Raw genomic sequence first — 26,037 nt, 5'->3', positions numbered from 1 at the left:
CATATGATGAGTGATAAAAAATATGAAGCTCCGAAGCGCTCCATATTTTTATTTATTAAGTTCAGATTAAATCTTATGGTGATTAAGGATTCACGGCTAAAGCCTTAGCCGCAACTGGTAAATTCTTAGCCGATAAGCCCGCAAGTACCAAACTATTATTCATCACTGGAATGCTCCATTTTTGATTGGCACCGCTGGTACAACGATAGCGAATTAGACGTGCACGATTATTAGTTAAATAGCCACCTTCCAAATCGAAGCACTGATTCGATTGCTTAATCGCTTGTGCCGCAGTATCAAGCTCCCACACCTGACTACTTGTACTGCTACAAGGCGTCAGATTGATAACATTGCCAGCTGTAGTCGTTAAGCACTGATCGAGATATTGCTTATTATGGATTTTACCCAATACATCATAAATCCATTTTTCTGACTCATCACCTGTACATCCCGCCGCTCCACTGATAAATGCATTGAGTTGTCCATTCGCCAATTTCTCAGCTTTTAAACAATTGGTTCTGTTTATTAAACTGGTACTTGATGCAAAATTCAAATCGCCTTTGAGTTCTAACTTTTCAACAAAAGCACGGAACGCAGTTAATGCATCGGCATTGAAATTGGTCAAGTCTGAGCGATACACATTGATCCAGCGATTTAAACGATAAAGCTTAATCTGCTGCTGGGTATAACGCACCATTTCAGTTTGTGCTTCTGGTGATAACTGATCCTTAAAGGTTCTATAAGAATCAAACAGCAATTTAGATTCAGGGGAAAGATTTACAACAGCCTTATTCTTATTATTAAGTAAAGCCTGCTCCAGTTGAGGTAATTCAAGCGCCCTTAAAGCTGAATATTCTGCATCCTTACCAATTTCAACAGCTGGCGCTAAAGCAGTCGTGTTGGCTGAGATCGCGAAACTAGACAGTAATACCGCCGATGCTTGGTCGGCTTTCTTACAGTAAAGATTGACTTGCTGGGGTGCGTCACTTTGTGCCAGATTAATATGGAACTTATTGGCATTGCCATTCATGCGCTGCGGTGCCAAAGCGATATTTTGACTTGCACTTGCAAATCGCACATTCAACCAACAATTTGCGGTTGTAGCATTTGGATTCACTTGTGGTAAATCAAATACATTCCCCCAATTTCCTTTCGCTGCTGGATAGATCAGACCAACTTGCGTGACTGGATCGTACCCACCCAAGATCGTATACACAGGCACACCGAACATTCTTGGTTTTAGATAGTTACCATCAGCACGGTTATACCAGACGTTACTTGAATTTGGCGTTTTAGGTTGCGCAACTTCCATCATCCGCGTTGTTGCATTCCATTTTTTATAGCCTGTTGGCGAATTGGCATCCCACACATAACGATCAAAAGCAGGCTGAATTTTTAGAGAAGTACTATAGCCCGTGTAATGGGTATACCTAGAAATACTGCTTGCCGTTGCGCCACCCGACATTGCATCCCAACCATAGGCATATTTATTCAGGAAGTTTGGTACACCATTGGCCCCATCACCTAAATTGGTATTGGTCCAATTGAGGTTGCCACGCATTTTATTTCTAAAGGCAATATAGCCCCAACCACTATCCGCATGATGTGCAGCCCAAAACATATTCTCCCCCACAGCACCAGGATAATGCCCAAGCCCATAATGATGGCCGATTTCATGGCTAAACTCATTACCCACAGAATCGATCAAGGTCAACATACCATTACCACCACTTAAGCCATGGGTGGCCTCACCGTTGCTATACTTCCCGCGTGCATAATGCGCTACCACACTTTGAGTCAACTGAGGTTGTTCCTGACTCGCCATTGAAGCACTGGTGATGCCCCAGTTGGCTAGATTAATCCCCACGCCAAAAGTCGACTTGGCGGTATTCTCACGCATATCACCGCTATACACATCACCCGTAGTTGCGCTGGCTGTATCATAAATAACACCACTTGCAACCATGACTTTGTTGAGTCTTAAATCATCATATTTTGCGACGATCATACGTGCAGCAGGAATAGTCTGAAAGTAATCAGTGCCTGCTTTTGCAGGCTCAAGCAGCATATAATGACCCGTAGATTTCGGCGGATCAGTTAATAAGCCTAAACGGATATTCTGCACCACCAATTCACCTGGCGCGGCCAAGTCAATATTGTCTGCTGCAAGATCACCACTGCGGTTATTCAGTGGATCAACCACGCGAAGATGCAGACCTGTTCGGATTTCATGCCATTTCAATGCGACTGTCCATGCTCGCTTTGAATAGCTTACAGGCGGACGTCCATCTGTATTGGATTGATCCGAAGCCGCAATTCTCGATGGCTCTTTCAACTTAACGGTTCGGAGTAGTTGATTACCCTGATAAATTTCGACTTGTAATGTTTGCAAATCCCCCATTTCCGCCAATGGAGTAACCAGCAATAACGCATCTTTTTCCGAGGTTAAGCGTGGCATTGAATCTTTTTCATTATTCTTAGGATTAACCACATGGCTTTGTGCGAATTGCAGCATCGCGGCAAAACTGCCATTTAAATCATTGCGTAATAATCGTGGCAGTCCCAGTTTATCGTAATCATAAAAGCCCAAGACAGCTTCATCAATCACATCCTTGTTGGGTTCAGGATACTTTTCCATAACAGGAGGAATCGATGGGGTTTCTGTCGTCGTATCTCCACCTTGGTTCGGTGTTTCAGATGTTCCATCACCCGGCAACTCACTAGTTCCATCATCTGGAATTAGACTCCCATTTCCCGCTGTCGTATTATCATTCTTCGGCGGCTCAGTATGATTTGTTCCACTTGTACTATCTGAAGAACCTCCACCACAGGCAACCACCATCAAGGACAGCAAACAGACCGTTAAATATTTAAGTTGTAATTGCATCACATTTCCCCAAGAAAAACTTGTCAAATTATCGTTAATGATAAATTCTGTTAATTAATTAAAATTAATATAAATCATATATTTACAATATTAACAATTTAAATGATCGAATGTGAAGTTAATTTTTAACATTGAAATAGTATGCTTAATTTATTGTAATTTTAAAATAATAAGCGCTAATACAGAATCCAAGCCACAACAATGCCAGACCGATGTACAACTACATTTTTATAACTCAAATACGCTATTTTATGAAAATAAAATTAATTTAAATTGAAGTGTATATAAATAATTAAATAACACATGCTGGAGAGCATCATGAATAAAATCTGGAAAGTTATCATTCCTATCAGCTTTGCTTTATGCAGCAGCCTTTCCTTTGCAGCAACATGTAATAGCACCATCGATAACAATACGCTCAACGATCTTACTATTCCAGCTGGCTCTACCTGTACTGTGAATAATTCTTCTATTGAAGGAGATGTAAATATTCAGAAAGATGCCAGCCTGATTCTAAATAGCTCTTCCATTCAAGGCAGCATACAGGCCAACCAAGCCAAAGCAGTACGCTTAATTAATTCAAGTGTAAGTGGTGATGTACATGCCGCACAGGCAGCAACCATGATTCATTTAGAAAAATCGGTTATTTCTGGTGATGTCCATTGCTCGGCATCAACTCGACTGCAAACAAATCAAAGTAGCATTGAAGGACAAAAAACTGGTAAATGTCGCTAATTCTTTGATCCTGCCAGATCATTTAAAACAAAACCCAAATAAAAATCTATTTGGGTTTTGTTGAATACAATCATTGTTCGGGCATTTAATCTACTAGTACATTACTTATCTAAAAACTGCTTTATATTCAAAACATTTTTCTCACCACGCCAAATCCATTTTAACTGGCTATCGGCAAAGTCATCGCCTTCAAACCAGACAAACAAACCTTCCATCATTTCTGGCCAATCTGTTTGCTCAATTTGGTTTTTACCCGAAATCACAGCAATGATTGCCGCAAGAATCGTGTCATGACTTACTGCCAGACTCAGACCATTTTGTTGGGTTGGATGGGTATGGTAAAGCAACTCTAATACATCAAATACACCTGTGATCGGATGTTTCATACCAGGCAGCGCATTATTCACAAAACTATTAATAAAGCCTAAAGCGCCCTGCTTACGAAAATAGGGAGCGGCCTGTTGAATATCCAGCACAAAACTGCCTGGCTCAACCAATAAGCGCTGTTCCACAATTTCAATACGATGCGTATTCACAGCCTTACGTGTCTGATCTGCACCTTCAATCATTAAGGCTGCGGTATCGACACAACGTTGAATTGGACTTGAAATACAATGCTGAATCGCCCGATCACTATGTTGGCTTAAGTATTCACCCCAAGCATAGGCCAGATCACGTCCTGGTTCTGTCAATTGCAGATCATAACCCGCCAAGCCCTGCCCATTCACCAGCTCACGTAGAGAATGTCGAGTAAACAAGGTTACAGGTGTTGAAGCATCAGGTAATAAATCAATTGCTTCAAGCATACTTTTCGGCAATAAATGCAGCGCCATATTCACACACAAGTTCGGATTTACCCCACTATAGCATGAGCTGAATGACTCTCAATCCAAAATGCCAGAAAGCGCCAAGGCCTCATAAGCAATTTTTTTGCAATGCTGATCTCGAAATGCGATAAAACCGCCATTTAAAACCGTTTCACGCTGATTATATAAAAAAGGTTTCTTATCCAAGGTCAACAAACCACCGCCAATGCTTTCTAGTAAAGCCTGTCCTGAACTGGTATCCCATTCTGAAGTAGGATGGAATCGAGGATAAATATCAATTTCACCTTCCAGCATCATACAAAATTTATAGGCGCTGCCCGCTTCGCGTCGCTCTATCGCACGATGTTGCAAGATCGGCTCAATAAAGTTTTTATATTTGGGATTTTTGCTGTTATGACTCAGACCAATTTGTAATGGTGCGGAAAAATCATGTTCTTCAATCTGGTACTGCAACCATTCTTGTCGACTAAAACTATATTTATAAGGCAGTTCCGAAGTATAACCAATGTACATCACCTGCTCGCAAGGCACAGCAATGATCGCAAATGTGGTTCGATCACCCTCAATCAAGCTGAGATTAATCGTAAATTCATCTCGTTCATGAATAAATTCCTTGGTGCCATCTAAAGGATCCAGCATCCAACAACGCTGCCAAGCCGTGCGCGCAGAATAATCACTCTCTTCCGATAGAACTGGCAATTGCGGAGTGACGGTCGCTAAATGCTTCAATAAGAAATGGTTAACTTTGAGATCAGCCTGTGTTACTGGTGAATCATCACTTTTTTCCTGAATATTAAACTCGCACCCAGCACAATAACTTTGGTATTCTTCCAGCAATATTTGACTAGCCTGCGCCATGATGGGAACAAGTTGTGAAATTAACTGATCTTGTGGGGCAAGCGTTTTAATAAACATAGACCAACCTTATGTCATATTCAGATTTACAGCAGCAGCCGATTGCCATGTTCGACATGGATGGCACATTACTCGATTTAGCATTTGACGACTTTATCTGGAATCACTGTTTGCCTGAGCGGCACGCTCAAGTTCACCAATGCAGTCTGGAACAAAGCCAACAAACACTATTTCAATTTTACCAACAACATAAGCATACACTATCTTGGTATTCTTCGGCGCACTGGACGGCTAAAGTCGGAGTCGATGTATTACAACTTCAGTACGAGCATCGCGACAAAATTGGCCCGCGTGCTGGCTGCCATCAATTGTTAGAACAACTTAAAGCCAAAGGTTATCGTTGCTGGTTATTGACCAATGCAGATCGTGCAGGCCTGCAATTGAAGCTTGAAAATGTGGAACTTAGCCCCTATTTTGAACTTATGATCAGTAGTGAAGAACTTGAGCACGCCAAAGAAGAAACTGCTTTTTGGCAAAAACTTCAGCAACTGCATCCATTTGATCCAGCACAGGCTGTATTTATTGATGACACCGTTGCCGTACTCAAAAGTGCAGAAGATTTCGGTATTACCCAGCTGTTTAGTATTTTACAGCCTTCAAGCAGTAAAGCTGCCAGAGCGAAAACCGAATTACCTTATCCTGCCCTTGATCACTTAACTGAACTTTTTGATTATCTTGAAACCAACTTACAGGTAACAGATGCCAAGACAGCATGAACCAGAAAGCATGGAAGCCATGCGTATTGATAAATGGCTTTGGGCTGCACGTTTTTTTAAAACACGCTCAATTGCCAAAGCTGCGATAGAAGGCGGTAAAGTCCACCACAATAATGATCGTGTCAAGGTCTCCAGAGACGTGCGTATTGGTATGGAACTGACCATCCAGCAAGGTTTTGAGAAAAAGACCGTGGTTGTAAAAGCCCTTTCAGCCGTACGTGGTGGCGCGCCAGCTGCACAACTTCTTTATGAAGAAACAGCTGAAAGTATTGCTCGTCGAGAGTTGCATGCATCACAACGAAAAATGCATAATCTAGCCCGACCAGATCATCGACCAAGCAAAAAAGATCGTCGTGATATCAATCGTTTTAAACAGGAAAATGTTCAATCATGGTCTTATCATGATGAATAAAATTTCCTAATTTTGGATGCGTCATCTTGTGTCGCATAGACAGAGATCAGATGTAGAATAAACAATGAGAATCTGCCACTATACTCAAGTCCCAACAAGTTGAGATTCAATACATCCACTTGGGTTAGTCGTTAAGAAATAAAGTTTTGAGGTTTTGAGATGGATGATAATAAAAGCAAGGCGTTACAAGCTGCGTTAAGCCAGATTGAAAAACAATTTGGTAAAAATACAGTCATGCGCTTAGGTGATAACACTGTACAAGCAGTTGAAGCTGTTTCTACAGGTTCTCTAACACTAGATATCGCATTAGGGATTGGCGGATTACCTAAAGGCCGTATCATCGAGATTTACGGTCCTGAATCATCAGGTAAAACGACCATGACGTTGCAAGCCATTGCGCAATGTCAGAAAAATGGCGGTACATGTGCATTTATCGATGCGGAACATGCATTAGATCCAGAATACGCACGCAAGCTTGGCGTAGATATTGATAACCTGTTGGTATCACAACCAGACCACGGTGAACAAGCATTAGAAATTGCTGATATGTTGGTTCGTTCAGGTGCAATTGATCTGATCGTTGTCGACTCCGTGGCTGCATTAACCCCTAAAGCCGAAATTGAAGGCGAAATGGGTGATTCACATATGGGTCTACAAGCACGTTTGATGAGTCAGGCATTACGTAAAATCACAGGTAATGCAAAGCGTTCTAACTGTATGGTGATCTTCATTAACCAGATCCGTATGAAGATTGGTGTAATGTTTGGTAGCCCAGAAACAACGACTGGTGGTAACGCACTTAAATTCTATGCGTCTGTACGTTTAGATATCCGTCGTATTGGTGCAGTGAAAGAAGGCGATGAGATTACTGGTAACGAAACTCGCGTTAAAGTCGTAAAAAATAAAATGGCACCTCCTTTTAAAGAAGCAGTGTTCCAGATTATGTACGGCAAAGGTACCAACCAGCTAGGTGAAGTGGTTGATCTTGCAGTTCAGCAAGATATCGTACAAAAAGCGGGTGCATGGTATTCATATCAAGGCAACAAAATTGGCCAAGGTAAAAACAATGTGATTCGTCATTTTGAAGAGAATCCAGCCATGGCTCAAGAGATTGAAAAACAGATTCGTGAGCAACTTCTAACTAAAAACAATGTTGAAGCTACCCAAACTGAAGATGAAGAAGAACCAGACTTTTTAGAAAGTTAAGCTAAAACGCCCTTCGGGGCGTTTTTCTTTCATGAGGAAATCGATTTTGTTTAATAACGAAAAAACAGAGAAACCCAAAACCCTGACGGGAACAAGACTACGCTCTTATGCTTTTGCCCTGCTCACACGCAGTGACTATTCGCAGGCAGAACTGATTGCCAAGCTGAATCAATATGCGATTAATCCAGAAGAAGTCGAGAAACTGGTAGAAGAATTAGCGCAGAACAACTATCAAAGTGACCAGCGTGTGGCCGAGCTAACTTTGGCGAGTCAATTAAGAAAAGGCAAAGGCCTACAACGCATTAAACAGGCATTAAAAGCCAAGCAGCTAGATGCAGAGTTGATTACAGAGGAATTACAAGAGGTCGACTGGCTTGATCAAGCTTATCAACTGAAAATAAAGAAATTTGGAGAAGAAATCGCAACAGATCCGAAAATCAAGGCAAGACAAATTCGGTTTTTACAATACCGTGGTTTTGATATGGGTGTGATTATGAAAGCGATTGCTCGAACGAGCGGAGAAGAATAAATGGTGGCAGCCCTACCAGCATGACTTCGGCACATCATAGTTCTACTACCGTTGCTACCTTCCGGTCCTGGCGGGGTTCGTAGAGTACAATTGCGAAGCTACCAGCAGGGCTACCATTGCCTGACAAAGTATAGAGATTTTTGCCTGAGTTGCAAGACTTGTCTCTGTTTTTCAGTGAGTTTTTAGCTCAACTGCTTAATTCATCATCAACCAGTCTGTATTTGTTATCTTTTTACTTTCAATATGTGCAAGCATTCAACAAGAACAGATTAATTTCTTCAAAAGTGCTTGAAGATTGTAAATGCTTATTGCATTTAAATGAGTTGCTGTTTTAATGGCTAAATCAAAAATCTATATCTGGTGTGTTGCAAGTAAACAGTGAAGACTTGTTCGGCCACAGCTTTATATTTCAACTTATGGATGAATTTTTATGCTAAAAAAGCATTCCGTACTTTTTATTGCCCTGCTGAGCAGTGCGCATTTATATGCCAATGTTCCCATTGAATCTCGCGCTTTAAGTCAACAACAAGCCAATAATGTTGTTGCAGGTACACCAAGCTTAAACTGGGAAATCATGCAAAAGAACCAGAAGCTTGAAGAGGAAATCCGCAAGTTACGTGGTCAGCTTGAAGAACATGACAATGCAATTGAGCAATTAAAAAAAGAACTGACCAACCGCTATACCGATCTGGATCAGCGCTTAGAACTACTTTCGCAAAAAATTGATCCGCCAGAGGATAATCCTGAAGCACAAGATGCCTCTGCTGCAACAGCATCAACAAATGCAGATACCAGCACTCCAGCGATCGTCCCAGCTGCACCGGTACCACAACAAACCACACCTGGAACCACTCAAGCCCCAGCTGCTCAACCGCAAACGAATACCGTAGCAGCTAACAATGCGACCAATGATCAAATTGAGCTAGAAAAAGCAGCTTATACGGTTGCGCTTGATGCCTACAAACAAGGTGGTGCAAAAAAAGCAATTCAGCCAATGCAGAACTTTATTAAAAACCATCCAAATGGTATTTATATTGGTAATGCATATTTTTGGCTTGCTGAGTTTTATTTAGCAGTTGATCCTGTCGATTATAAGTCTGCAAAGCAAAACTATAATATTGTTGCGACCCGCTACCCGAATTCAGCAAGAGCATCGCGTGCCGTATATCAGCTTTATAGCATTGCGAAAGAAGTTGATCATAACGATGCTTTAGCAAGTCAATACAAAAGCAAATTGTTAAGCCAATACCCTCAATCTGAAGAAGCCAAATTTATTCAGAAAAAATAAGTTTTCTTCTTTCAATAAAAAAAGCCAGTTGATATCAACTGGCTTTTTTTATGCTGGGATCAAATTAACTATTTGATCTTCGCCTTCGATTTTAAGTATTCAGTGTAGTCTTCAAGGATCTGTTGCCCACGGAACTGCTGGTAAAGCTGATTCAACTCGTGTACCTGTTCTGCTGGCAATGTGCTTGCAACACTGCTGTTCACATTTGACACCGCAACAATCACTAACTCATTCGGTAGTTTTGCAGTTGTGGCAGACCACAAGCCTTCTTTTGCTGGTGCTGGAATACTAAATGCAGCACGCTCAATCGGACGTTTTAAACCTTGAGAACGCGCAAATGTACCTGCATTTTCAAAATTCACTTGAGATTTTGCAACGACTTGTGCCGCCGGCTGAGTTTTAAAATCAGTCAGGATTGTGGCAATTTTCGCTTGAGCTGCTTTATACGCCTTCGCTTCGATCACTTTTGCTTTTACTTCAGCAGTCGCTTGATCTAACGGTTTAACGCCCGCTGCATGGTAGTTACGAACTTTAATCCAGATCGTATCGCCATTTGCCAACTGAATATTTGAAGACGCGTTACGGTCACCATTTTTCACATCATCATTAAATAATTTTGCTTTAACGCTTAAATCACTGAGATATGGGTTATCAGTTGCTAAAGTCACGCCATTTGCAGACTCAATACGCGCGCCCTTCACTTCCTCAGCAACAGCATCTAGAGAATCATTACCGACCACCATTTCATTTAAGCTGTTTACGGTATCACTAAACTGGTTAGCCAGTTTGCTTTTCTCAACCTCAGCAGTTAAACGCGCTTTTTCAGCTTCAAATGAAGGTAATTTCACCATTGGAGATTCAGCTTGGATAATGTGATAACCATACTGAGTCTTAACTGGTTTAGAAATTTCACCATTCTTTAATGCATTCACTGCATTATCAAAATCAGCCGAGAAAACACCTGGCGCATAAGCATCGACTAAACCGCCTTGTGTTTTAGAACTCGGATCTTCAGAGTATTGAGCTGCGGCCTGAGCAAATGACTCACCTGCCTGAATTTTTGCATAGACTTCATTGGCAAGCTTCTGAGCCGCCGCATCATCACGCGCATCAGTTGTAATGAGAATATGTTTAACCTGAGGTTTAATTGCTTTTTTCTTCTCATCAACAAAAGCAGTATAGGCTTGTTGAAGATCAGCTTCTGTAACCGCAAGATTTGCTTTAGGCAGCAAAGCAGGTGTAAGCACGACATAATCAACGTCAACACTTGCAACTTGCTTAAATTCATTTTTATGCTTGTTGTAGTAGTCAGCAATTTCCTGATTAGAAGCAGTTACGCCTTTCTTATAGTCATCTAGCTTAATACTTGCCAAATGCAAAGTACGCTGTTCAGTCTGTAAATTTGCCAACTGCTGTACATCGGACTTGCTCACTAGAGCATAATCCATCAATGATGTTGAAATCATTTTCAGCGCATGATCTTGGCGTAAGCTGGTGATCAAGGCCTGATTGGTCATTCCCACAGAACGTAGATAGTTCTCATATAAGATTTGAGAGAACTTGCCATTTTCTTGAAAACTCGGCTGTTGTGCCAACATTTGCTCAAGTTGTACATCGCTGAGCGTCATACCTAACTTTTCAGCTTGTTGTTGTAGCAATGAACGAGCAACAAGTGCATCCAATGCTTTTTCTTGAATAACAGGCAAATTCAAAAGTGATTCATCACCTTTTACCAGTGATAAATATTGATCTTTATAGTTTTTGGTTGCACTTTCTAATTCTTTATTAGAAATATCTTGACCGTTTACTGATTTTGCAACGTCTGCTTTATTGCTACCACTAAAATACCCTTCTATACCGACAAGTGCTAAAGGAGTCAAAAACAAAACTAACAGGACTTTGCCAAGCCAACCCTTAATGAGAGTACGAAACGATTCCATAAGAATTCCAATATTTTATTTCGGGGCAATTTTAACTGAAAAACAAAAGTGAATGAATGCAGAATAAGGATCAAATTAACTTTTTCATTCAATAAATAAAAAACGCACCCAAAATGGTGCGTTTATTGATTTAAAAAGATTACGCAACCGAATCTTTTAAACCCTTACCAGCTTTGAAGCTAGGTACTTTGCTTGCTTTGATTTGTAACTCTTCACCAGTTTTAGGATTACGACCAGTACGAGCAGCACGTTCTTTAACGCTGAAAGTACCGAACCCAACTAAAGTAACCGTATCACCCTTTTTAAGTGCTTCAGTGATTGATGCAATTGTCGCATCGAGTGCCTTACCAGCATCCGATTTTGACACGCCCCCTTTTTCAGCAATCGCATCAATTAATTCTGATTTATTCATGATAAAAAATATCCTCTTAATATCGTTTGTTAAGATCCAAGGCTATAGTTTAAAAGGCCATGACGCCTTTATAGCAATGCTTTAGGGGAGAACGCAATACTAGAAAGGCCTTTTAATTAAAATAAATACTGAAATACGACATAAACAGACGAGTTACCTGCATTTTTTTTACTTTTTATTCAATTTGGCCTTCAATTGATTATTTTCTTCGATCAACGCATCAACCTTGATATGGAGCTGTACAAGCAGCTGTTCGATGTGCTGAAGATCCTTCGGTGTCACCAGACCAATACGGTTAAGCGAGTGATTCACACTGGTATCTAAAATCTTCTCAACCTTGTCTTTCGTGTCGGTCACCGACTCTTTCGCTTTCTCGGTCACCTTGCCTACCGTGTTGTCGGCAAAATCAACCGTTTTTGATTCTAACTCTTCGCCCACCTTGACCAGTGAGTCAAACAATTTATTTCCTTCTTCTTCTGCACGAGAAAAAGCACCTAAGCCAGCCAGCCAGATTTGTTGTGTATATTTTTTGAAATCTAACGCAGATTTTTTAGAACTCTTTGATTTTGGCTTAGTTTTTACCTCAGCTTCCTCGTTGGGATTTTCTATATTTGAGTTATCCATTGACCATTACTCCTAAGCACTTTACAAACAGTATGTCGTATTCGACCATAAAAATGTTTTTATAATATCAAAGTTAAGACTTGATCGTTTTAAAAAACTGTTCTACAAAGCAAGAAAGTCCTGTAAATTATTTTTAACAATTGAGTAAGGATACTCAGGTTTACAGATTTTTTGTTTTTATTGATTGATTGGCAAGGAAAAAGAGACTTATGAGTGATACGCAACAAAGACATAAACATCCGCATTTGTTGCTCAACATTGTCATCATTGTTTTAGAGACTTTTTTCTCTTTCATCCTGACGCATGATGCGGGATTACGTCTGCAAGCCAAAAAATTAATTGATCAAAAAATCACGATCCGTATTAACAGCTATATCCCATTCTTCGACTTTTATATCCAGTTTACCGAAAAAGGTCTTTTGTTTGATATGAAAGTGCTGGATCGCACCATTGATCTGGAAATTAATAGCACATTGATCGACCTGATCAAGATTTTTGTGTTTAACAATCAGCGTAGCATTGCCAATATGCGCATTTTGGGTGATGCCACTCACACTGAAGAGTTTATGGATTTACTTCCACATCTTACCCTGTCGAGCATTCTGGCAAACTGGAAACAATGGTTTAGTGATGAAGCGGAAGCCGTTGCCTCACAACAACGTATTGCCCCATTGCTCGATAAAATCGATCAGCAGCGTTCGGAAATTAATACTTTATTGGTTGAAGTTAAGCAGTATCAAAACCGCATTCACCGTCTGCAAAAACGTCAACGTCTAATCAATATCAGCTTTGCTGTTTTAAGCTTTATTTTCATCGCCTTTTTTGTTTATAATACGTGGATACAATAATTCCAATATATTTCACTTTTCACGCTCAGATTGGCAATTTAAAACTTGACTATTTTAGTCGGAATTCATAAAATTTAAACATCTAGTCTAACCATGTGTACCGAATCATGCGTCTTACAACTCGCGGTCGTTACGCAGTGACTGCTCTACTTGATTTAGCTTTGCAGCCAACTGAACAAACGATCACGCTTGCGGAAATAGCAGCACGCCAATCCATCTCAGTCGCTTATTTAGAACAGTTATTCGCGAAACTTAAACGTCATGGGTTAGTTTCAAGTGTACGCGGTGCAAATGGTGGTTATCACCTGGCGCGCAATGCAAGTGAAATTACTGTGCTAGAAATCATCGAAGCTGTAAATGAAACTGTTGATGCAACTCGTTGTGACCATAAGGGTAACTGCCAAAATGGTGCGATGTGTTTAACACATGACTTATGGCAAGAACTCTCCCACCATATTGCCGATTATCTCGCAAAAATCACCCTTGCTGATTTGATTGCGCGTGACAACGTTCAAACTGTTGCATTACGCCAGAATTCACCAAGTTTAGATTCAGCCCTTCTATCGGTTACAGGTATTTGACATGAAACGTCCAATTTATCTTGATTACGCAGCAACCACTCCAGTACTGCCAGAAGTTGCAGAACGCATGATGGAATGTTTAACGTTCGAGGGAACTTTTGGTAACCCTGCGTCACGTTCACATGCATATGGTTGGCAAGCCGAAGAAAAAGCTGAATATGCGCGTGAGCAAGTTGCAAATTTAATTAAAGCAGATCCACGCGAAATCGTTTGGACTTCTGGCGCAACCGAATCTGACAACCTGGCATTAAAAGGTATTGCTCAGTTCTACGGTTCAAAAGGCAAACACATCATTACAAGTAAAATCGAACACAAAGCTGTGTTAGATCCTTGCCGTGAACTCGAAGAACAAGGTTTTGAAATTACATATTTAGAGCCAGAACCACGTACTGGTTTAATTACACCAGAAATGGTTCAAGCGGCTTTACGTCCTGATACGATCCTTGTTTCACTTATGATGGTGAACAACGAAATCGGCACTGTGACTGATGTTGCTGCTATTGGTGAATTAACACGTGCGAACAAAACATTCTTCCACGTCGATGCAGCTCAAGCCGCTGGTAAAGTTGAAATTGATCTTTCAACCATGAAAATTGATTTGATGAGCTTCTCTGGTCATAAAGTTTATGGCCCTAAAGGTATCGGTGCCCTTTACGTTCGCCGTAGCCCACGTGTTCGCTTAAAAGCACAAATGCACGGTGGCGGCCATGAGCGCGGTATGCGTTCTGGTACTTTAGCGACTCATCAAATTGTGGGTATGGGCGAAGCTTTTGAAATTGCTGGCAAAACCATGCAAGCAGAACAAGAGCGCATTCGCAAGTTACGCGACAAGCTTTGGAATGGCTTACAAGACCTTGAACAAGTGTTCTTGAATGGTCACCCAACACAAAACGTTGCAAACTATCTAAATGTCAGCTTCAACTTCGTTGAAGGTGAGTCACTGATGATGGCATTGAAAGATGCAGCTGTTTCAAGTGGTTCAGCATGTACATCTGCAACTTTAGAGCCGTCATATGTATTACGTGCTTTAGGTTTATCTGACGAGTTGGCACATAGTTCAATCCGTTTCAGTTTTGGTAAATACACCACTGAAGCAGATATTGATTACGTGTTAACAATTACCAAAGCTGCTGTTGAGAAATTACGTGAACTTTCTCCGCTTTGGGATATGTACAAAGAAGGTATCGACCTTTCAACAGTTGAATGGGCTGAACACTAATTCATAAGGTGCTCTTTTGAGCACTTCATTGAAAAGTATGTTTTAACCCTCATATTAATATTAGGCTGACCCCGAGGTTTGGAGAAGCGACATGGCTTATAGCGAAAAGGTAATTGATCATTACGAAAACCCTCGTAATGTTGGTGTTTTAGACAAGAATGCAGAAAATGTAGGTACAGGTATGGTCGGTGCACCTGCTTGTGGCGACGTCATGCGTTTACAAATTCAAGTCGATGACAATGGCGTAATTGAAGAAGCTCGCTTCAAAACTTATGGCTGTGGTTCTGCAATCGCATCAAGTTCACTTGTAACCGAATGGTTAAAAGGCAAAACACTTGATGAAGCTCAAGCGATCAAAAACATTGATATCGCAACTGAGCTTGCACTTCCACCAGTAAAAGTACACTGCTCTGTATTGGCTGAAGATGCAATCAAAGCTGCGATTGAAGACTATCGTGGTAAGAAAGCGAAAGCTTAATTGATGACCGAAATAACATTGGAGTTTTCATGATCCATTTAACTGAAAATGCTGCGACTCACATCAGCAATTACCTGCAAAACCGAGGTAAGGGTGAAGGCATTCGTATTGGTGTGAAAACTTCGGGTTGTTCCGGATTGGCTTATGTACTTGAGTTTGTTGATGATATCGACACACACGATCAAGTATTTGAACAACTCGGCGTTAAAGTCTTTGTAGACCCTAAAAGCTTGGTTTATCTCAATGGTTTAGAGATGGACTATGTTAAAAATGGTCTCAATGAAGGCTTTGAGTTTAACAACCCAAACCAAAAAGGTGAATGTGGTTGCGGTGAATCATTCACTGTTTAATCTCAACCACTACTCTCTTTCTTTTCGTCAAAACAGTGTGTTCCGCACTGTTTTAACGTATTTATCAATAGCGGAATCCATCTCCCATGAATCATTTTGAGTTGTTCCAATTACCAGAAGCACTCGATATAGATTTAGCAGCTTTAAAAAAACAGTTTTTAAGTTTGCAACAGCAATATCACCCAGATAAAGCTAGTGACAAGGATCAGGCGCTGATCAAGTCAAGCGAAATCAATCAGGCTTATAAAGTATTATCACTGGTTGATAGTCGTGCTGCCTATCTGCTTGCCCTTAAAAAACAAGATCATCATCTTGATCAGTCCATCAACGATTTTGAGTTTTTGCAATCCGCACTTGAAATGCGTGAGCAACTTGACGAAGCCACCTCAACCGAGCAACTTCGCACATTAAAAGTTGAAATTCAGCAATGGATTGATAGTTTAGTTCGCGAGTTCAAACTCGATTATGCGGATGAAGACTGGGCTGAGGCACGTGATACTGTTCGTAAGCTACGCTTTTTCCAACGTGTCATGAATGATATTGATAAAGCTGAAGATCGTATGCTGGACGAAGAAGACAGCTTCGATCTAGACGATGATTTTTAATCCGCTGTTACCGATTATTTTCAAGGGATACCGTACGCATGGCGCTTTTGCAAATTGCTGAACCAGGTCAATCTACCGCACCGCACGAACATCGTATTGCGATCGGGATTGACTTAGGGACAACCCACTCTTTAGTGGCGACAGTGCTATCGGGAAAACCGAAAGTTCTACATGATGACAAAGATCGAGTTCTACTCCCATCTATTGTTCATTACGCAAAAGATTTGACAACGTTTGGTTATGAAGCCAAACCATTTATGATGACTGACCCCAAAAACACGGTTGTTTCTGTGAAACGCTTTATGGGTCGTTCACAAGCTGATATTAAATTCCAGCATCCCTATACACTTGTTGGCGCAGAAAATGAAATGCCAGCATTTGAAACGGCTGCCGGACGTAAAACACCTGTCGAAATTTCTGCTGAGATCTTAAAACAATTAAAAGATCGTGCTGAAGCAAGTCTGAATAATCCTGTGAATGGCGCTGTGATTACCGTTCCTGCTTATTTCGATGAAGCACAACGTCAGGCAACACGTGATGCAGCACAACTTGCTGGTCTTAATGTTTTACGCTTATTGAATGAGCCAACAGCCGCTGCGGTTGCATATGGTCTGGATCAAGAGACAAATCTCAGTACAGACCGCAACTATGTGATTTACGATTTAGGTGGTGGTACGTTTGACGTCTCAATCTTGCGTTTTTCACAAGGTGTATTTGAAGTCCTCGCTACAGGCGGACATACTGCACTGGGTGGAGATGACCTTGATCGCTTAATCGTAAAATGGGCTAAAAAGCAGCTCAATATTGAAACATTAAGCGATGAAGAATATGCGGTATTCGTTGTTGCTGCACGTCAAGCCAAAGAACATTTAACAGATCACGAATCTGCCGAATTAAAATTACTGGATGATCGCTTAACACTCGACCGCCCTACTTTTGAATCGATTATTCAAGTCGCACTCGACAAAACAATGAGTGTCTGCAAACGTGTATTACGCGATGCCAAACTTGAACTCGATGAAATTGAGCACGTAGTCCTTGTGGGTGGTTCAACACGTTCTTACGCTGTACAAAAAGCTGTACGTGACCTATTTGAACGTGAACCGCTATGTACCATTAACCCAGATGAAGTCGTTGCAATTGGCGCATCAATTACCGCCAACCAGCTCATTGGCAATAGCCAAGATGGTTCATTATTACTGGATGTGACGCCACTCTCTCTTGGTTTAGAGACCATGGGCGGTTTGGTTGAACGTCTGGTTTCACGTAATACAGCCATTCCTGTTGCACGCCGTCAAGAGTTTACCACCTATCAAGATGGTCAAACTGCCATGTTGATCCATGTGGTTCAAGGTGAGCGTGATCTGGTTGAGCATTGTCGCTCATTAGGTCGCTTTGTCTTACATGGCATTCCTCCAATGACTGCGGGCCAAGCACGTATTGAAGTGACATTCCAAGTGGATGCTGATGGCTTACTTACTGTCTCTGCGAAAGAAACTACCTCTGGTGTGCAAGCCAAAATCGACATCAAACCGTCGTATGGCTTATCAGCATCAGATACTGAACGTTTACTGGTAGAAGGTTTCCAGCATGCGGAAGAAGACAAACAGCTTCGCCACTTGCAAGAAACCAAAGTTGAAGCACAACGTGAGCTAGAAGCCTTAGAGCAAGCTTTGAAAGCGGATACAGATTTACTTTCTCAGCAACAGGCTCGCGACTTAATTCTTGCCGCTGAAGCGTTAAAAGCTCGTCTTAAAACGGATGACCTTGCAGCGATTGAACATGCTGTTCAGCAACTTAAAATTCACAGCGATGCCTTTGCTGCGCTTCGCATGAACCGACATATTGACCATGCCTTAAAAGGTACGAAACTTGAAGATTGGTCAAACTCAAATTAAAGGTATAGGTGATCAATATGCCACGTATTAAAGTTCTTCCTCATGCACAAATTTGCCCTGAAGGTGCAGAATTTGAAGTCGAACAGAACGCCAATTTATGCCAAAGTTTATTAAAACAAGGCATCAAAATTGAACATGCTTGCGATATGTCTGCAGCATGTACGACCTGCCATGTGGTTGTTCGTAAAGGTTTTGACAGCTTAGATGAGATGAATGACGTTGAAGCAGACTTACTGGATCGTGCTTGGGGTTTAGAGCCTGACTCACGCTTGTCTTGCCAAGTGAAAATTGTAGATGAAGATTTAGAAATCGAGATTCCTAAATACACTATCAACCATGCTTCAGAAAATCATTAAGCTGAGTGGTTCATCCAAAACGCAAAAAAGCTAGAGTAAATCTCTAGCTTTTTTATGGTTAAGCAAAAATTAAAGAACGATGCGCAGCGACGCCTGCCATAGTACCATCACCGACTGCTAAAGAGACTGAGCCGCCTAAACGTGCAACATCTCCACAGGCAAAAATTCCTGTCACAGATGTTTCCTTCATTGCATTGGTTTTAATGGCTTCTCCCATCGCACTCTGTTCAATTTCACAACCCAGCTTAAAAATCCACTCTTGAGCAATGGTGCATTTGGTCGTTGCAAAAATACCAGCCAGTTGAATCACAGTGCCATCAGCAAGCAAAACATCACTCTGCCCCATAATTTCCTGAATCAGTCGCTGTTCAATGACAACGCCACGAGCCTTTAATTGCTCAAATAATTCAGCATCCACAGGATAATCATTCAAGAAAAGTGTCGTTTCACCCCAATCTGGGAGCATCATCGCTAAATGAGCAGCATGTTCTGAGCTGGCAATGATGCCAATTTTGCCTTGATTCAATTCATAACCATGGCAATAAGGACAATGAAATACTGACTTGCCCCAGCGTTCCGCCAGACCAGCAATATCAGGCAATTGATCTGTAATACCAGCAGCAATAATCAGGCGCTTGGCCGTAATTGAATGTGTCGCATCAATACATACCGCAAAGCCCTCTTCAATTTTTTCTACGCGCTTTACATTGCCATTCTGCCAATCCACAGTCTTATAAGACAAAACTTGCTGCTTCGCAATTTGCGCAATTTCACTCGCCTGCGTTCCATCCTGAGTTAGAAAACCATGTGAATACTCGGCAAAGCGATTTCTGCGTTGTCCAGCATCAATAATAACCACTTTTCTACGTGCTCTCGCCAATGGCATTGCCGCAGCCAAACCTGCATAACTTCCACCAATAATCGCAACATCATATTGCATAGGATTCACCATTTATATGTAACTTTTAAAGTTACATTAATACTTTTTATTTTAATTTGCAACTTTTGATGTTACATTTAAAACTATTCTCTTATTTTGTTTGGATTGATCAAATGCGTACTGACAGTAAACTTTCCCGAATGCTGCATGTGCTTTTACACATGGCCAGACAACATAAGACTTTTACCTCAGATGAAATCGCACAAATGCTATCAACCAACCCTGTCGTGGTCAGACGGACCATGTCGGGGTTAAAGAAAGCTGGATTTGTCCATTCAGAAAAAGGCGCTGGTGGTGGCTGGCAGCTAACTGGAGATTTAGAAAAAATTACCTTGTGGGATATTTATCAAGCTGTGGGTGAACCCACTATTTTTGCGATAGGCAATGAAAGAGAGAGTCCAGAGTGCTTAGTTGAGCGTGTGGTAAACGCCGCTTTAGATCAGGCCATTCAGGATGCACAGCACATTTTAACCCGACAGCTAAAATCCACCACGCTGGCAGCACTCGCTTTAGAATTTGATCATTTATATGAGTTACATGAACATCAGAATCGTCATACTCAACATTGAGTATTGAGTTGTCTATCTCACTTCATCATCTAAAGTGAGTTTAGGAATGCCCTGCGCATTGGTAATCTTTTGCTGGGTTTTGATACGTTGAACCATGTTTTCCAGAATCTCGACCAGTTCTGGGTATTCATAGTTTTGTACTTCTTCCAGATTGAGAACCAAATGGAAGCCTTTATAATCAAAATCAAACCATTGTTGCGTATCAGATTTTTTGCCTGTGAATTTTTCCATCACCTGCCAGGTTTTCACTGGGCCTTGAATACCTTTTAAATAAATCGGCACTTTCGGCACACATAAAAACTCATTTTTAATCAGTTGATGTGTGTCGTCGGCAATCAGGATTTCATCAACTTCAGCAGCAGACTGCAAACGTGCAGCCAAATTCACATCACGCCCAACAATGGTATAGGCCATTCGATGTGAAGCGCCATAATTACCTACGTGACAATAACCCGTACTAATTCCCATGCGGATATGCAAGGCTGGATAGCCCATTTTCTTCCAGCGCTCACGCAACAATTTCATTTGTTGACGCATCGCAATCGCCATTTCCACACAAGATTTTGCATCTTGTTCAACGCCTTGCGAATTTGGATCACCAAAGAAAATAAGAATCGCATCGCCCATAAACTTATCGACTGTCGCTTCATACTGCTTGGCAATCTCAGTCATATGACTCAAGTAATCGTTCAGCAAGAAGGCTAAATCGTCTGGGATGAGTGTTTCTGAAAGTTCCGTAAAACCTTGAATATCGGAGAAGAAAATCGTGAGTTTTTTACGCTTATATTCAATTTTTGCTTCAGCTTCGCCACGCATAATCGATTGCCATAATTGCAGCGGCGCGTAGCGACTGAGCTGGTTTGCGAAAGCAATATAGCGAGTCATCTGATTATGATAATGCTGGCGTTGCTGCCCGAGAATATTCAGGCGACGATGCTGATAATAGTTACCAATCACGATAAACATCATCAAGCCGAGCAAACTGACAACGGTCAATTCAGGATTGGTCGGTTCAAAATACTCTTCTGTACCGAAAATAATATAGGTACTAAAGTAGAATGTAATTACACCAATCAATCCGATCAGACATGAGACAGGCAAGGAAATTTTATTGTTCAGACCGACATAGAGCAATGCAAATAAGATCGTAAATGTCGGCACTAAACTTAAATGTAATGCGGCAAGAACAAGCGCAATAATGATGGCTTCATTGGCAAATAGAACGTTTTTTTCTATTTTTTTATCAAATTTATATTGCAGCCATTTTTCTAAACGGGGACAAAATAGAAAATAAGCCAGTAATAATGGAAGGAGATAGAGCTGATAGCTAGCACTGGTAGAGGTAAATGTATAAATTACCAAAATCAGTGACAGAATCGAGTATCCCATCAAACGATGGAAATAAGCGAACTGTCTAGGTTCTTTATCAATCAACCTATCTAGTGGCACTCTGTCCTCCTTTTCTTATTATAGAATACTGTTTTTTATTCTATTTTCTGGATCAGTCCATGCGCCAGTCAAATGGCATGTCACCTTGACCGCGTAGCGCAAGCATCAATGTTTGACGCATATGCGCGAGTACATCATTACTGTATGGTACTGCTGGCGTTCCCCATACTGGTTTCGGCCATGCCACATCGTTTTGATAACGTACAACATGATGGAAATGAAGCTGAGGAACGACGTTCCCTAGTGCTGCCACATTCATCTTGTCTGCACGGAACACACGTGAAAGTTGGCTTGATAACCAGCTTGATTCACGTAAAAATTGTTCTTGATCTGCTTGGCTTAATTCATATAGTTCTGTAACGCCTGGCACACGAGGTACAAGGATTAGCCAAGGAAATTGCATATCATTCATTAAACGACATGTTGAAAGCGGAAAGTCGCCTACAAAAAATGTATCTTGAGCAAGTTGTGGATGCAAACTAAACATATCTTTATAAATGATGCAGAATAATGATGATCAATACTATCACATCAGTTTTGATGTGAATATTATTAGTCACCCGTTTGCTTACAAATAACAATGATTTTCCTCATTTATTGCAGGAACATCTGATCAAAAACATATCGCGATCTTGCAAAAAACCAAACTTGCTCAATTAACACTCAATTATCAATTTTCAAGGCACTAATTCAACTCACTCACCAGCTTGTTGAGCAGGTCAATAATGAACTGGATTCGTTTGTCATACTCAGCCAGTTGAACCATGACTTTCAAGCGTTGCCCGCCTTCCATCCGGTAATACGTTGGCTGCTTTTGCATCAGTTGAATGATACTGATCGCCTGTACAGGTGTATCTGGAGAAAACTCGATATAACCGCCATTACTATTGATATCAATCTTGGTGATGCCCAGTTGTTCTGCCTTTAAACGCAACTGATGAACGCTAAATAGCTGTTTCACAGGTTGTGGCGGAATACCAAAACGATCAATCAGCTCCATACGAATATTGTCGAGCTTCTCCTGACTATCGGTATTACTAATGCGCTTATAGAACAACAGGCGCTGATGTACGTCACCCAGATAATCATCTGGAATCAATGCTGGCATATGTAAATTAATTTCAGCCGTTAATGACAATGGTGCATCAAAGTTTGGGGTTTTACCTTTCTGAATTGCTTTGGTCGCCTTCTCAAGCATTTCCATATACAGGCTATACCCGATTGCCTGCATAGAACCGCTTTGCTGCTCACCGAGCAACTCACCCGCGCCTCGAATTTCCAGATCCTCTGTAGCCAGCATAAAGCCAGCACCGAGCGTTGAAGCACGTTGAATGGCATCCAGACGTTTTTCAGCATCACCTTTTAGATGCTTAATCGACGGAACCAACAAATAGGCATAGGCTTGATGATGTGAACGCCCAACCCGACCACGCAACTGGTGTAATTGTGCGAGGCCTAGCTTATCTGCACGTTCGATAATAATGGTATTGGCATTCGGTACATCAATACCGGTCTCGATAATAGTCGAGCACACCAATACGTTATATTCCTTATGATAGAACTGCTGCATCACCTGCTCAAGTTCACGTTCGCGCATTTGTCCATGTGCTACCGCAACACGTGCTTCAGGCACCAGATGACGTATATTTTCCGCAGTCCGTTCGATGGTATCAACTTCATTGTGCAAGAAGTACACCTGCCCACCACGTAACAATTCACGCAGAATTGCCTCTTTCACCGAATCATCGGTATGTTCCTGAACAAAAGTTTTCACCGCTAAACGACGTGCTGGCGGCGTAGCAATAATCGAGAGATCACGCATGCCAGAGAAAGCCATATTCAAGGTACGCGGAATCGGTGTCGCTGTCAGCGTCAGCATATCCACATCAGCACGTAGCGCCTTGATTCGCTCTTTGTCACGCACGCCAAAACGATGCTCTTCGTCGACAATCATCAGACCAAGATTTTTAAATTGCACGTTCTCTTGCAAAATTTTGTGCGTCCCGACCACAATATCGACCTTACCTTCGGCCAAATCTTCAATGATTTTTAAATGGGCTTTATTACTACCGAATCGAGACAACACTTCGATACGTACTGCTGTATCCGCAAAACGGTCTTTAAAGGACTCAAAATGTTGCTGAGCCAATAAGGTGGTTGGAACTAACACAGCCACCTGTTTATTATTCTGCACGGCAACAAATGCCGCACGCATCGCCACTTCTGTTTTACCAAAACCAACATCACCACACACCAAGCGATCCATCGGTTTGGCTAGCTGCATATCATGAATGGTCGCTTCAATCGCATTGGCCTGATCCAGCGTTTCTTCATAGGCAAAACCGCTGGCAAATTGCATATAACCCGTATGATCAAGTTCAAAAGCAAAGCCGGGTTTAGACTGGCGACGCGCCTGAATATGCAGTAATTCCGCCGCCACATCATGAATCTGCTCCAAAGCCTTACGTTTTGCTTTGCTCCATGTGTCTGTACCCAGCTTATGTAAGGGCGCCAGATCTGGATCACCACCACTATAGCGGCTGATTAAATGTAAATTGGTAACAGGAACGTAGACTTTTGCGCCATCAGCATAATCTAGTTGTAAAAACTCATGGTTCTGCTCATCGATTTCTAGCGTCACCAAACCTGCATAACGCCCAACACCATGATCAATATGCACGACAGGCGCGCCAATACTCAGCTCAGTTAAGCTGCGAATAAGAAATTCTTCAGAAACTTCCTGCTGACGCTTACGGCGACGTTGTACCACCCGATGTTCGTACAGCTGATTTTCTGAAATGACCGATAACTGATCTGTAAGCAACAAACCACGGTCTAAAGGCGCACTGGTAATCGCGACTTGTAATTTATCTTTCTGGAATTGAGCAAAACTCTCTACATTCTGAATTTCGCCCAATACACCACGCAACGCATCTTTTAAGGTCTCACGGCGACCTGCACTCTCTGCCACCAACAAGACAGGATGTTTAACCTGATCAATATAGTGTTTAACTGCTTCGAAAGGTTGTTCCTTTTTGGGATCAACAGGCAATTTTGGTGGTTGCTCAGCGGCAAGATTTAACACACCCGCTTTAGCTTCAAATGCCTCTGCTGAAGCCACAATTCTTGGAAACTGATTCAGTGCCTGTAACACATGATTGGGCATCAAGAACAGTTCTTCAGGCGGCAGAATCGGTTGATCAATGTTATGACGACGATCTTCATAACGACGTACAACTTCTTTCCAGAAATTGATTAATTCGTCTTCAATCTCGTTATTTGTAATGACAACGCAATTCTTTGGTAAGTATGTCGTGAACATACTTTGCGCTTCCATTACCTTCTTATCAAAGAATAATGGCAGATAAAATTCCAATCCAGGTGTCGAAATACCTTCAAGTACATCCTGATAAATTGGATTTTTCTTTGGATTTGCCGTTGGAAAACTTTCCGCATAACGGTCTCTGAAAATAGAACGCCCTTCTTTCAAAGGAAATTCTTTCGCAGGTAAAACCGTGAAGTTTTTTAATGATTCTGTCGTACGTTGAGTTTCTGGATCAAAGAATTTTAAGCTTTCAATTTCATCATCAAATAAGTCAATCCGAATCGGCTGATCTTGTCCAGAAGCAAAAATATCCATGATACTACCGCGAACAGCAAATTCGCCGTGATCATAAACCGTATCCACCAAACGATAACCCGCTTGTACCAACTGCTTTTTTTGTACTTCTAAATCTAGTTTTTGCCCAACCTTAATATCAAAGTGTTCCCCCACCACCCATGAATAAGGTGCAACACGCTGTGCTAACGTACTCGCCGAAATCAGTAGAATGCCCTTTTGCGGCATATGCGATAAAATGGCCAAACGCTCAGACACAATATCCTGATGCGGAGACAAACGGTCATAAGGCAAAATTTCCCAATCAGGAAAAATCGTTGGTTTAATGCCATAAAACTCAAGCTCACTTTCCAACTGAGCAAGGTGCTGATTATTCCGAGCCACAATGACGTAGAGATTCGAGCTTTGGGTTGCAATTTCTTTGAATAATAATGCAGCCGATGATCCCAACAAGGAACCGATCCAGCGTTTTTCACCCGCTTTAAATTGTTGTAGGTTTAATTGAGAGATTTCTTGTTGGAACATAGAGAAAATCATGCAATCTAAAAAGATAAGTTCCCTATTTTAGCATGATGTTTTTTATGAATAGGAATTTTTTGGCTTATCGTTAATGCAAAATTGTCTATGCAGTAGA

General features: G+C 41.4%; 25 protein-coding genes and 1 other RNA gene. 15 read left to right on the top strand and 11 right to left on the bottom strand.

Annotated features, from left to right (window positions below; genetic code table 11):
* Positions 1–82: 82 nt before the first annotated feature.
* Positions 83–2,887, bottom strand: coding sequence for a M66 family metalloprotease (locus tag PJ15_RS16410; protein ID WP_047432631.1), 2,805 nt, complete (start codon positions 2,885–2,887; stop codon positions 83–85).
* A 318-nt stretch (positions 2,888–3,205) separates the two neighbouring features.
* Between PJ15_RS16410 and PJ15_RS16405 the strand changes: the two genes are divergently transcribed.
* A complete protein-coding gene (locus PJ15_RS16405; protein WP_047432628.1) occupies positions 3,206–3,622 on the top strand; it encodes a hypothetical protein in 417 nt (138 codons plus the stop codon).
* A 101-nt stretch (positions 3,623–3,723) separates the two neighbouring features.
* On the opposite strand, the gene PJ15_RS16400 is transcribed toward PJ15_RS16405, so the two are convergent.
* The gene (locus PJ15_RS16400; protein ID WP_047432625.1) at positions 3,724–4,455 is read right to left on the bottom strand and encodes a histidine phosphatase family protein; all 732 of its coding nucleotides are present in this window, start codon (positions 4,453–4,455) and stop codon (positions 3,724–3,726) included.
* A gap of 51 nt (positions 4,456–4,506) precedes the next feature.
* Positions 4,507–5,364, bottom strand: coding sequence for a 3'(2'),5'-bisphosphate nucleotidase CysQ (locus PJ15_RS16395; protein ID WP_047432622.1), 858 nt, complete (start codon positions 5,362–5,364; stop codon positions 4,507–4,509).
* Positions 5,365–5,375: 11 nt separating this feature from the next.
* Here PJ15_RS16395 and PJ15_RS16390 point away from each other — a divergent pair, with 11 nt between their 5' ends.
* From PJ15_RS16390 to PJ15_RS16375, 4 genes are all read left to right on the top strand, one after another.
* Entirely contained in the window at positions 5,376–6,080 is a 705-nt protein-coding gene (locus PJ15_RS16390) for an HAD-IA family hydrolase (RefSeq protein ID WP_047432619.1), read from the top strand.
* On the top strand, positions 6,064–6,492 hold the full coding sequence (locus tag PJ15_RS16385; RefSeq protein ID WP_004771680.1) for an RNA-binding S4 domain-containing protein: 429 nt from the start codon (positions 6,064–6,066) through the stop codon (positions 6,490–6,492). The genes PJ15_RS16390 and PJ15_RS16385 overlap by 17 nt, the downstream gene beginning before the upstream one ends.
* A gap of 159 nt (positions 6,493–6,651) precedes the next feature.
* On the top strand, positions 6,652–7,698 hold the full coding sequence (gene recA / locus PJ15_RS16380) for a recombinase RecA (protein WP_047432616.1): 1,047 nt from the start codon (positions 6,652–6,654) through the stop codon (positions 7,696–7,698).
* Positions 7,699–7,744: 46 nt separating this feature from the next.
* Positions 7,745–8,227: a regulatory protein RecX gene (locus tag PJ15_RS16375; protein WP_047432614.1), complete on the top strand. Its 483-nt coding sequence runs from the start codon at positions 7,745–7,747 to the stop codon at positions 8,225–8,227.
* A 10-nt stretch (positions 8,228–8,237) separates the two neighbouring features.
* Here PJ15_RS16375 and ffs read toward each other — a convergent pair.
* An RNA gene (ffs, locus tag PJ15_RS18485) (signal recognition particle sRNA small type) lies at positions 8,238–8,334 on the bottom strand.
* A 323-nt stretch (positions 8,335–8,657) separates the two neighbouring features.
* Here ffs and PJ15_RS16370 point away from each other — a divergent pair.
* Positions 8,658–9,515 carry a YbgF trimerization domain-containing protein gene (locus PJ15_RS16370; RefSeq protein ID WP_047432611.1) on the top strand — a complete coding sequence of 286 codons (858 nt, stop codon included), beginning with the start codon at positions 8,658–8,660 and terminating at the stop codon, positions 9,513–9,515.
* Between the two features lie 68 nt (positions 9,516–9,583).
* On the opposite strand, the gene PJ15_RS16365 is transcribed toward PJ15_RS16370, so the two are convergent.
* The 3 genes from PJ15_RS16365 to PJ15_RS16355 all read right to left on the bottom strand — a co-directional run bounded on the left by PJ15_RS16365 (position 9,584) and on the right by PJ15_RS16355 (position 12,491).
* Positions 9,584–11,455, bottom strand: coding sequence for a SurA N-terminal domain-containing protein (locus PJ15_RS16365; RefSeq protein WP_047432608.1), 1,872 nt, complete (start codon positions 11,453–11,455; stop codon positions 9,584–9,586).
* A gap of 139 nt (positions 11,456–11,594) precedes the next feature.
* Positions 11,595–11,867 (bottom strand): HU family DNA-binding protein, encoded by a 273-nt coding sequence (locus tag PJ15_RS16360; protein WP_004639426.1) that lies wholly within the window; start codon positions 11,865–11,867, stop codon positions 11,595–11,597.
* A gap of 168 nt (positions 11,868–12,035) precedes the next feature.
* Positions 12,036–12,491, bottom strand: coding sequence for a phasin family protein (locus tag PJ15_RS16355; RefSeq protein WP_004771675.1), 456 nt, complete (start codon positions 12,489–12,491; stop codon positions 12,036–12,038).
* A gap of 209 nt (positions 12,492–12,700) precedes the next feature.
* Between PJ15_RS16355 and PJ15_RS16350 the strand changes: the two genes are divergently transcribed.
* The 8 genes from PJ15_RS16350 to fdx all read left to right on the top strand — a co-directional run bounded on the left by PJ15_RS16350 (position 12,701) and on the right by fdx (position 18,826).
* Positions 12,701–13,339 carry a hypothetical protein gene (locus PJ15_RS16350; RefSeq protein WP_047432598.1) on the top strand — a complete coding sequence of 213 codons (639 nt, stop codon included), beginning with the start codon at positions 12,701–12,703 and terminating at the stop codon, positions 13,337–13,339.
* Between the two features lie 107 nt (positions 13,340–13,446).
* On the top strand, positions 13,447–13,920 hold the full coding sequence (locus PJ15_RS16345; RefSeq protein ID WP_004771673.1) for an Rrf2 family transcriptional regulator: 474 nt from the start codon (positions 13,447–13,449) through the stop codon (positions 13,918–13,920).
* 1 nt (position 13,921) lies between these two features.
* Positions 13,922–15,139, top strand: a complete 1,218-nt coding sequence (locus PJ15_RS16340) for an IscS subfamily cysteine desulfurase (protein WP_004771672.1) — start codon at positions 13,922–13,924, stop codon at positions 15,137–15,139.
* A gap of 91 nt (positions 15,140–15,230) precedes the next feature.
* Positions 15,231–15,617, top strand: coding sequence for a Fe-S cluster assembly scaffold IscU (iscU, locus tag PJ15_RS16335; RefSeq protein WP_004639432.1), 387 nt, complete (start codon positions 15,231–15,233; stop codon positions 15,615–15,617).
* Between the two features lie 29 nt (positions 15,618–15,646).
* Positions 15,647–15,967 carry an iron-sulfur cluster assembly protein IscA gene (iscA, locus tag PJ15_RS16330; RefSeq protein WP_004661460.1) on the top strand — a complete coding sequence of 107 codons (321 nt, stop codon included), beginning with the start codon at positions 15,647–15,649 and terminating at the stop codon, positions 15,965–15,967.
* Positions 15,968–16,053: 86 nt separating this feature from the next.
* A complete protein-coding gene (gene hscB / locus PJ15_RS16325; protein WP_004771671.1) occupies positions 16,054–16,572 on the top strand; it encodes a Fe-S protein assembly co-chaperone HscB in 519 nt (172 codons plus the stop codon).
* Between the two features lie 38 nt (positions 16,573–16,610).
* Positions 16,611–18,470 carry a Fe-S protein assembly chaperone HscA gene (gene hscA, locus PJ15_RS16320; protein WP_005256993.1) on the top strand — a complete coding sequence of 620 codons (1,860 nt, stop codon included), beginning with the start codon at positions 16,611–16,613 and terminating at the stop codon, positions 18,468–18,470.
* Positions 18,471–18,487: 17 nt separating this feature from the next.
* Positions 18,488–18,826, top strand: coding sequence for an ISC system 2Fe-2S type ferredoxin (fdx, locus tag PJ15_RS16315; protein WP_004771669.1), 339 nt, complete (start codon positions 18,488–18,490; stop codon positions 18,824–18,826).
* Positions 18,827–18,884: 58 nt separating this feature from the next.
* On the opposite strand, the gene PJ15_RS16310 is transcribed toward fdx, so the two are convergent.
* Positions 18,885–19,766, bottom strand: a complete 882-nt coding sequence (locus PJ15_RS16310; RefSeq protein ID WP_047432593.1) for an NAD(P)/FAD-dependent oxidoreductase — start codon at positions 19,764–19,766, stop codon at positions 18,885–18,887.
* Positions 19,767–19,879: 113 nt separating this feature from the next.
* Here PJ15_RS16310 and PJ15_RS16305 point away from each other — a divergent pair, with 113 nt between their 5' ends.
* A complete protein-coding gene (locus PJ15_RS16305; protein WP_047432884.1) occupies positions 19,880–20,335 on the top strand; it encodes an Rrf2 family transcriptional regulator in 456 nt (151 codons plus the stop codon).
* A 12-nt stretch (positions 20,336–20,347) separates the two neighbouring features.
* Here PJ15_RS16305 and PJ15_RS16300 read toward each other — a convergent pair whose 3' ends face one another.
* The 3 genes from PJ15_RS16300 to mfd all read right to left on the bottom strand — a co-directional run bounded on the left by PJ15_RS16300 (position 20,348) and on the right by mfd (position 25,928).
* Entirely contained in the window at positions 20,348–21,784 is a 1,437-nt protein-coding gene (locus tag PJ15_RS16300) for an adenylate/guanylate cyclase domain-containing protein (RefSeq protein ID WP_004771664.1), read from the bottom strand.
* 52 nt (positions 21,785–21,836) lie between these two features.
* The gene (locus PJ15_RS16295) at positions 21,837–22,271 is read right to left on the bottom strand and encodes an HIT domain-containing protein (RefSeq protein ID WP_004771663.1); all 435 of its coding nucleotides are present in this window, start codon (positions 22,269–22,271) and stop codon (positions 21,837–21,839) included.
* A gap of 198 nt (positions 22,272–22,469) precedes the next feature.
* The gene (gene mfd / locus PJ15_RS16290) at positions 22,470–25,928 is read right to left on the bottom strand and encodes a transcription-repair coupling factor (RefSeq protein WP_047432590.1); all 3,459 of its coding nucleotides are present in this window, start codon (positions 25,926–25,928) and stop codon (positions 22,470–22,472) included.
* Positions 25,929–26,037: the final 109 nt, after the last annotated feature.

The organism is Acinetobacter sp. neg1 (genome assembly GCF_000788125.1).
GTDB lineage: Bacteria > Pseudomonadota > Gammaproteobacteria > Pseudomonadales > Moraxellaceae > Acinetobacter > Acinetobacter vivianii.
This window is presented reverse-complemented; position numbering and strand designations above follow the sequence as displayed.

What these genes read in the sequence shown, in the direction of transcription:
- PJ15_RS16410 (WP_047432631.1), bottom strand. Translation starts at nt 2,887, where the DNA reads ATGCAATTACAACTTAAATATTTAACGGTCTGTTTGCTGTCCTTGATG.
- PJ15_RS16405 (WP_047432628.1), top strand. Translation starts at nt 3,206, where the DNA reads ATGAATAAAATCTGGAAAGTTATCATTCCTATCAGCTTTGCTTTATGC.
- PJ15_RS16400 (WP_047432625.1), bottom strand. Translation starts at nt 4,455, where the DNA reads ATGGCGCTGCATTTATTGCCGAAAAGTATGCTTGAAGCAATTGATTTA.
- PJ15_RS16395 (WP_047432622.1), bottom strand. Translation starts at nt 5,364, where the DNA reads ATGTTTATTAAAACGCTTGCCCCACAAGATCAGTTAATTTCACAACTT.
- PJ15_RS16390 (WP_047432619.1), top strand. Translation starts at nt 5,376, where the DNA reads ATGTCATATTCAGATTTACAGCAGCAGCCGATTGCCATGTTCGACATG.
- PJ15_RS16385 (WP_004771680.1), top strand. Translation starts at nt 6,064, where the DNA reads ATGCCAAGACAGCATGAACCAGAAAGCATGGAAGCCATGCGTATTGAT.
- recA (WP_047432616.1), top strand. Translation starts at nt 6,652, where the DNA reads ATGGATGATAATAAAAGCAAGGCGTTACAAGCTGCGTTAAGCCAGATT.
- PJ15_RS16370 (WP_047432611.1), top strand. Translation starts at nt 8,658, where the DNA reads ATGCTAAAAAAGCATTCCGTACTTTTTATTGCCCTGCTGAGCAGTGCG.
- PJ15_RS16365 (WP_047432608.1), bottom strand. Translation starts at nt 11,455, where the DNA reads ATGGAATCGTTTCGTACTCTCATTAAGGGTTGGCTTGGCAAAGTCCTG.
- PJ15_RS16360 (WP_004639426.1), bottom strand. Translation starts at nt 11,867, where the DNA reads ATGAATAAATCAGAATTAATTGATGCGATTGCTGAAAAAGGGGGCGTG.
- PJ15_RS16355 (WP_004771675.1), bottom strand. Translation starts at nt 12,491, where the DNA reads ATGGATAACTCAAATATAGAAAATCCCAACGAGGAAGCTGAGGTAAAA.
- PJ15_RS16350 (WP_047432598.1), top strand. Translation starts at nt 12,701, where the DNA reads ATGAGTGATACGCAACAAAGACATAAACATCCGCATTTGTTGCTCAAC.
- PJ15_RS16345 (WP_004771673.1), top strand. Translation starts at nt 13,447, where the DNA reads ATGCGTCTTACAACTCGCGGTCGTTACGCAGTGACTGCTCTACTTGAT.
- PJ15_RS16340 (WP_004771672.1), top strand. Translation starts at nt 13,922, where the DNA reads ATGAAACGTCCAATTTATCTTGATTACGCAGCAACCACTCCAGTACTG.
- iscU (WP_004639432.1), top strand. Translation starts at nt 15,231, where the DNA reads ATGGCTTATAGCGAAAAGGTAATTGATCATTACGAAAACCCTCGTAAT.
- iscA (WP_004661460.1), top strand. Translation starts at nt 15,647, where the DNA reads ATGATCCATTTAACTGAAAATGCTGCGACTCACATCAGCAATTACCTG.
- hscB (WP_004771671.1), top strand. Translation starts at nt 16,054, where the DNA reads ATGAATCATTTTGAGTTGTTCCAATTACCAGAAGCACTCGATATAGAT.
- hscA (WP_005256993.1), top strand. Translation starts at nt 16,611, where the DNA reads ATGGCGCTTTTGCAAATTGCTGAACCAGGTCAATCTACCGCACCGCAC.
- fdx (WP_004771669.1), top strand. Translation starts at nt 18,488, where the DNA reads ATGCCACGTATTAAAGTTCTTCCTCATGCACAAATTTGCCCTGAAGGT.
- PJ15_RS16310 (WP_047432593.1), bottom strand. Translation starts at nt 19,766, where the DNA reads ATGCAATATGATGTTGCGATTATTGGTGGAAGTTATGCAGGTTTGGCT.
- PJ15_RS16305 (WP_047432884.1), top strand. Translation starts at nt 19,880, where the DNA reads ATGCGTACTGACAGTAAACTTTCCCGAATGCTGCATGTGCTTTTACAC.
- PJ15_RS16295 (WP_004771663.1), bottom strand. Translation starts at nt 22,271, where the DNA reads ATGTTTAGTTTGCATCCACAACTTGCTCAAGATACATTTTTTGTAGGC.
- mfd (WP_047432590.1), bottom strand. Translation starts at nt 25,928, where the DNA reads ATGTTCCAACAAGAAATCTCTCAATTAAACCTACAACAATTTAAAGCG.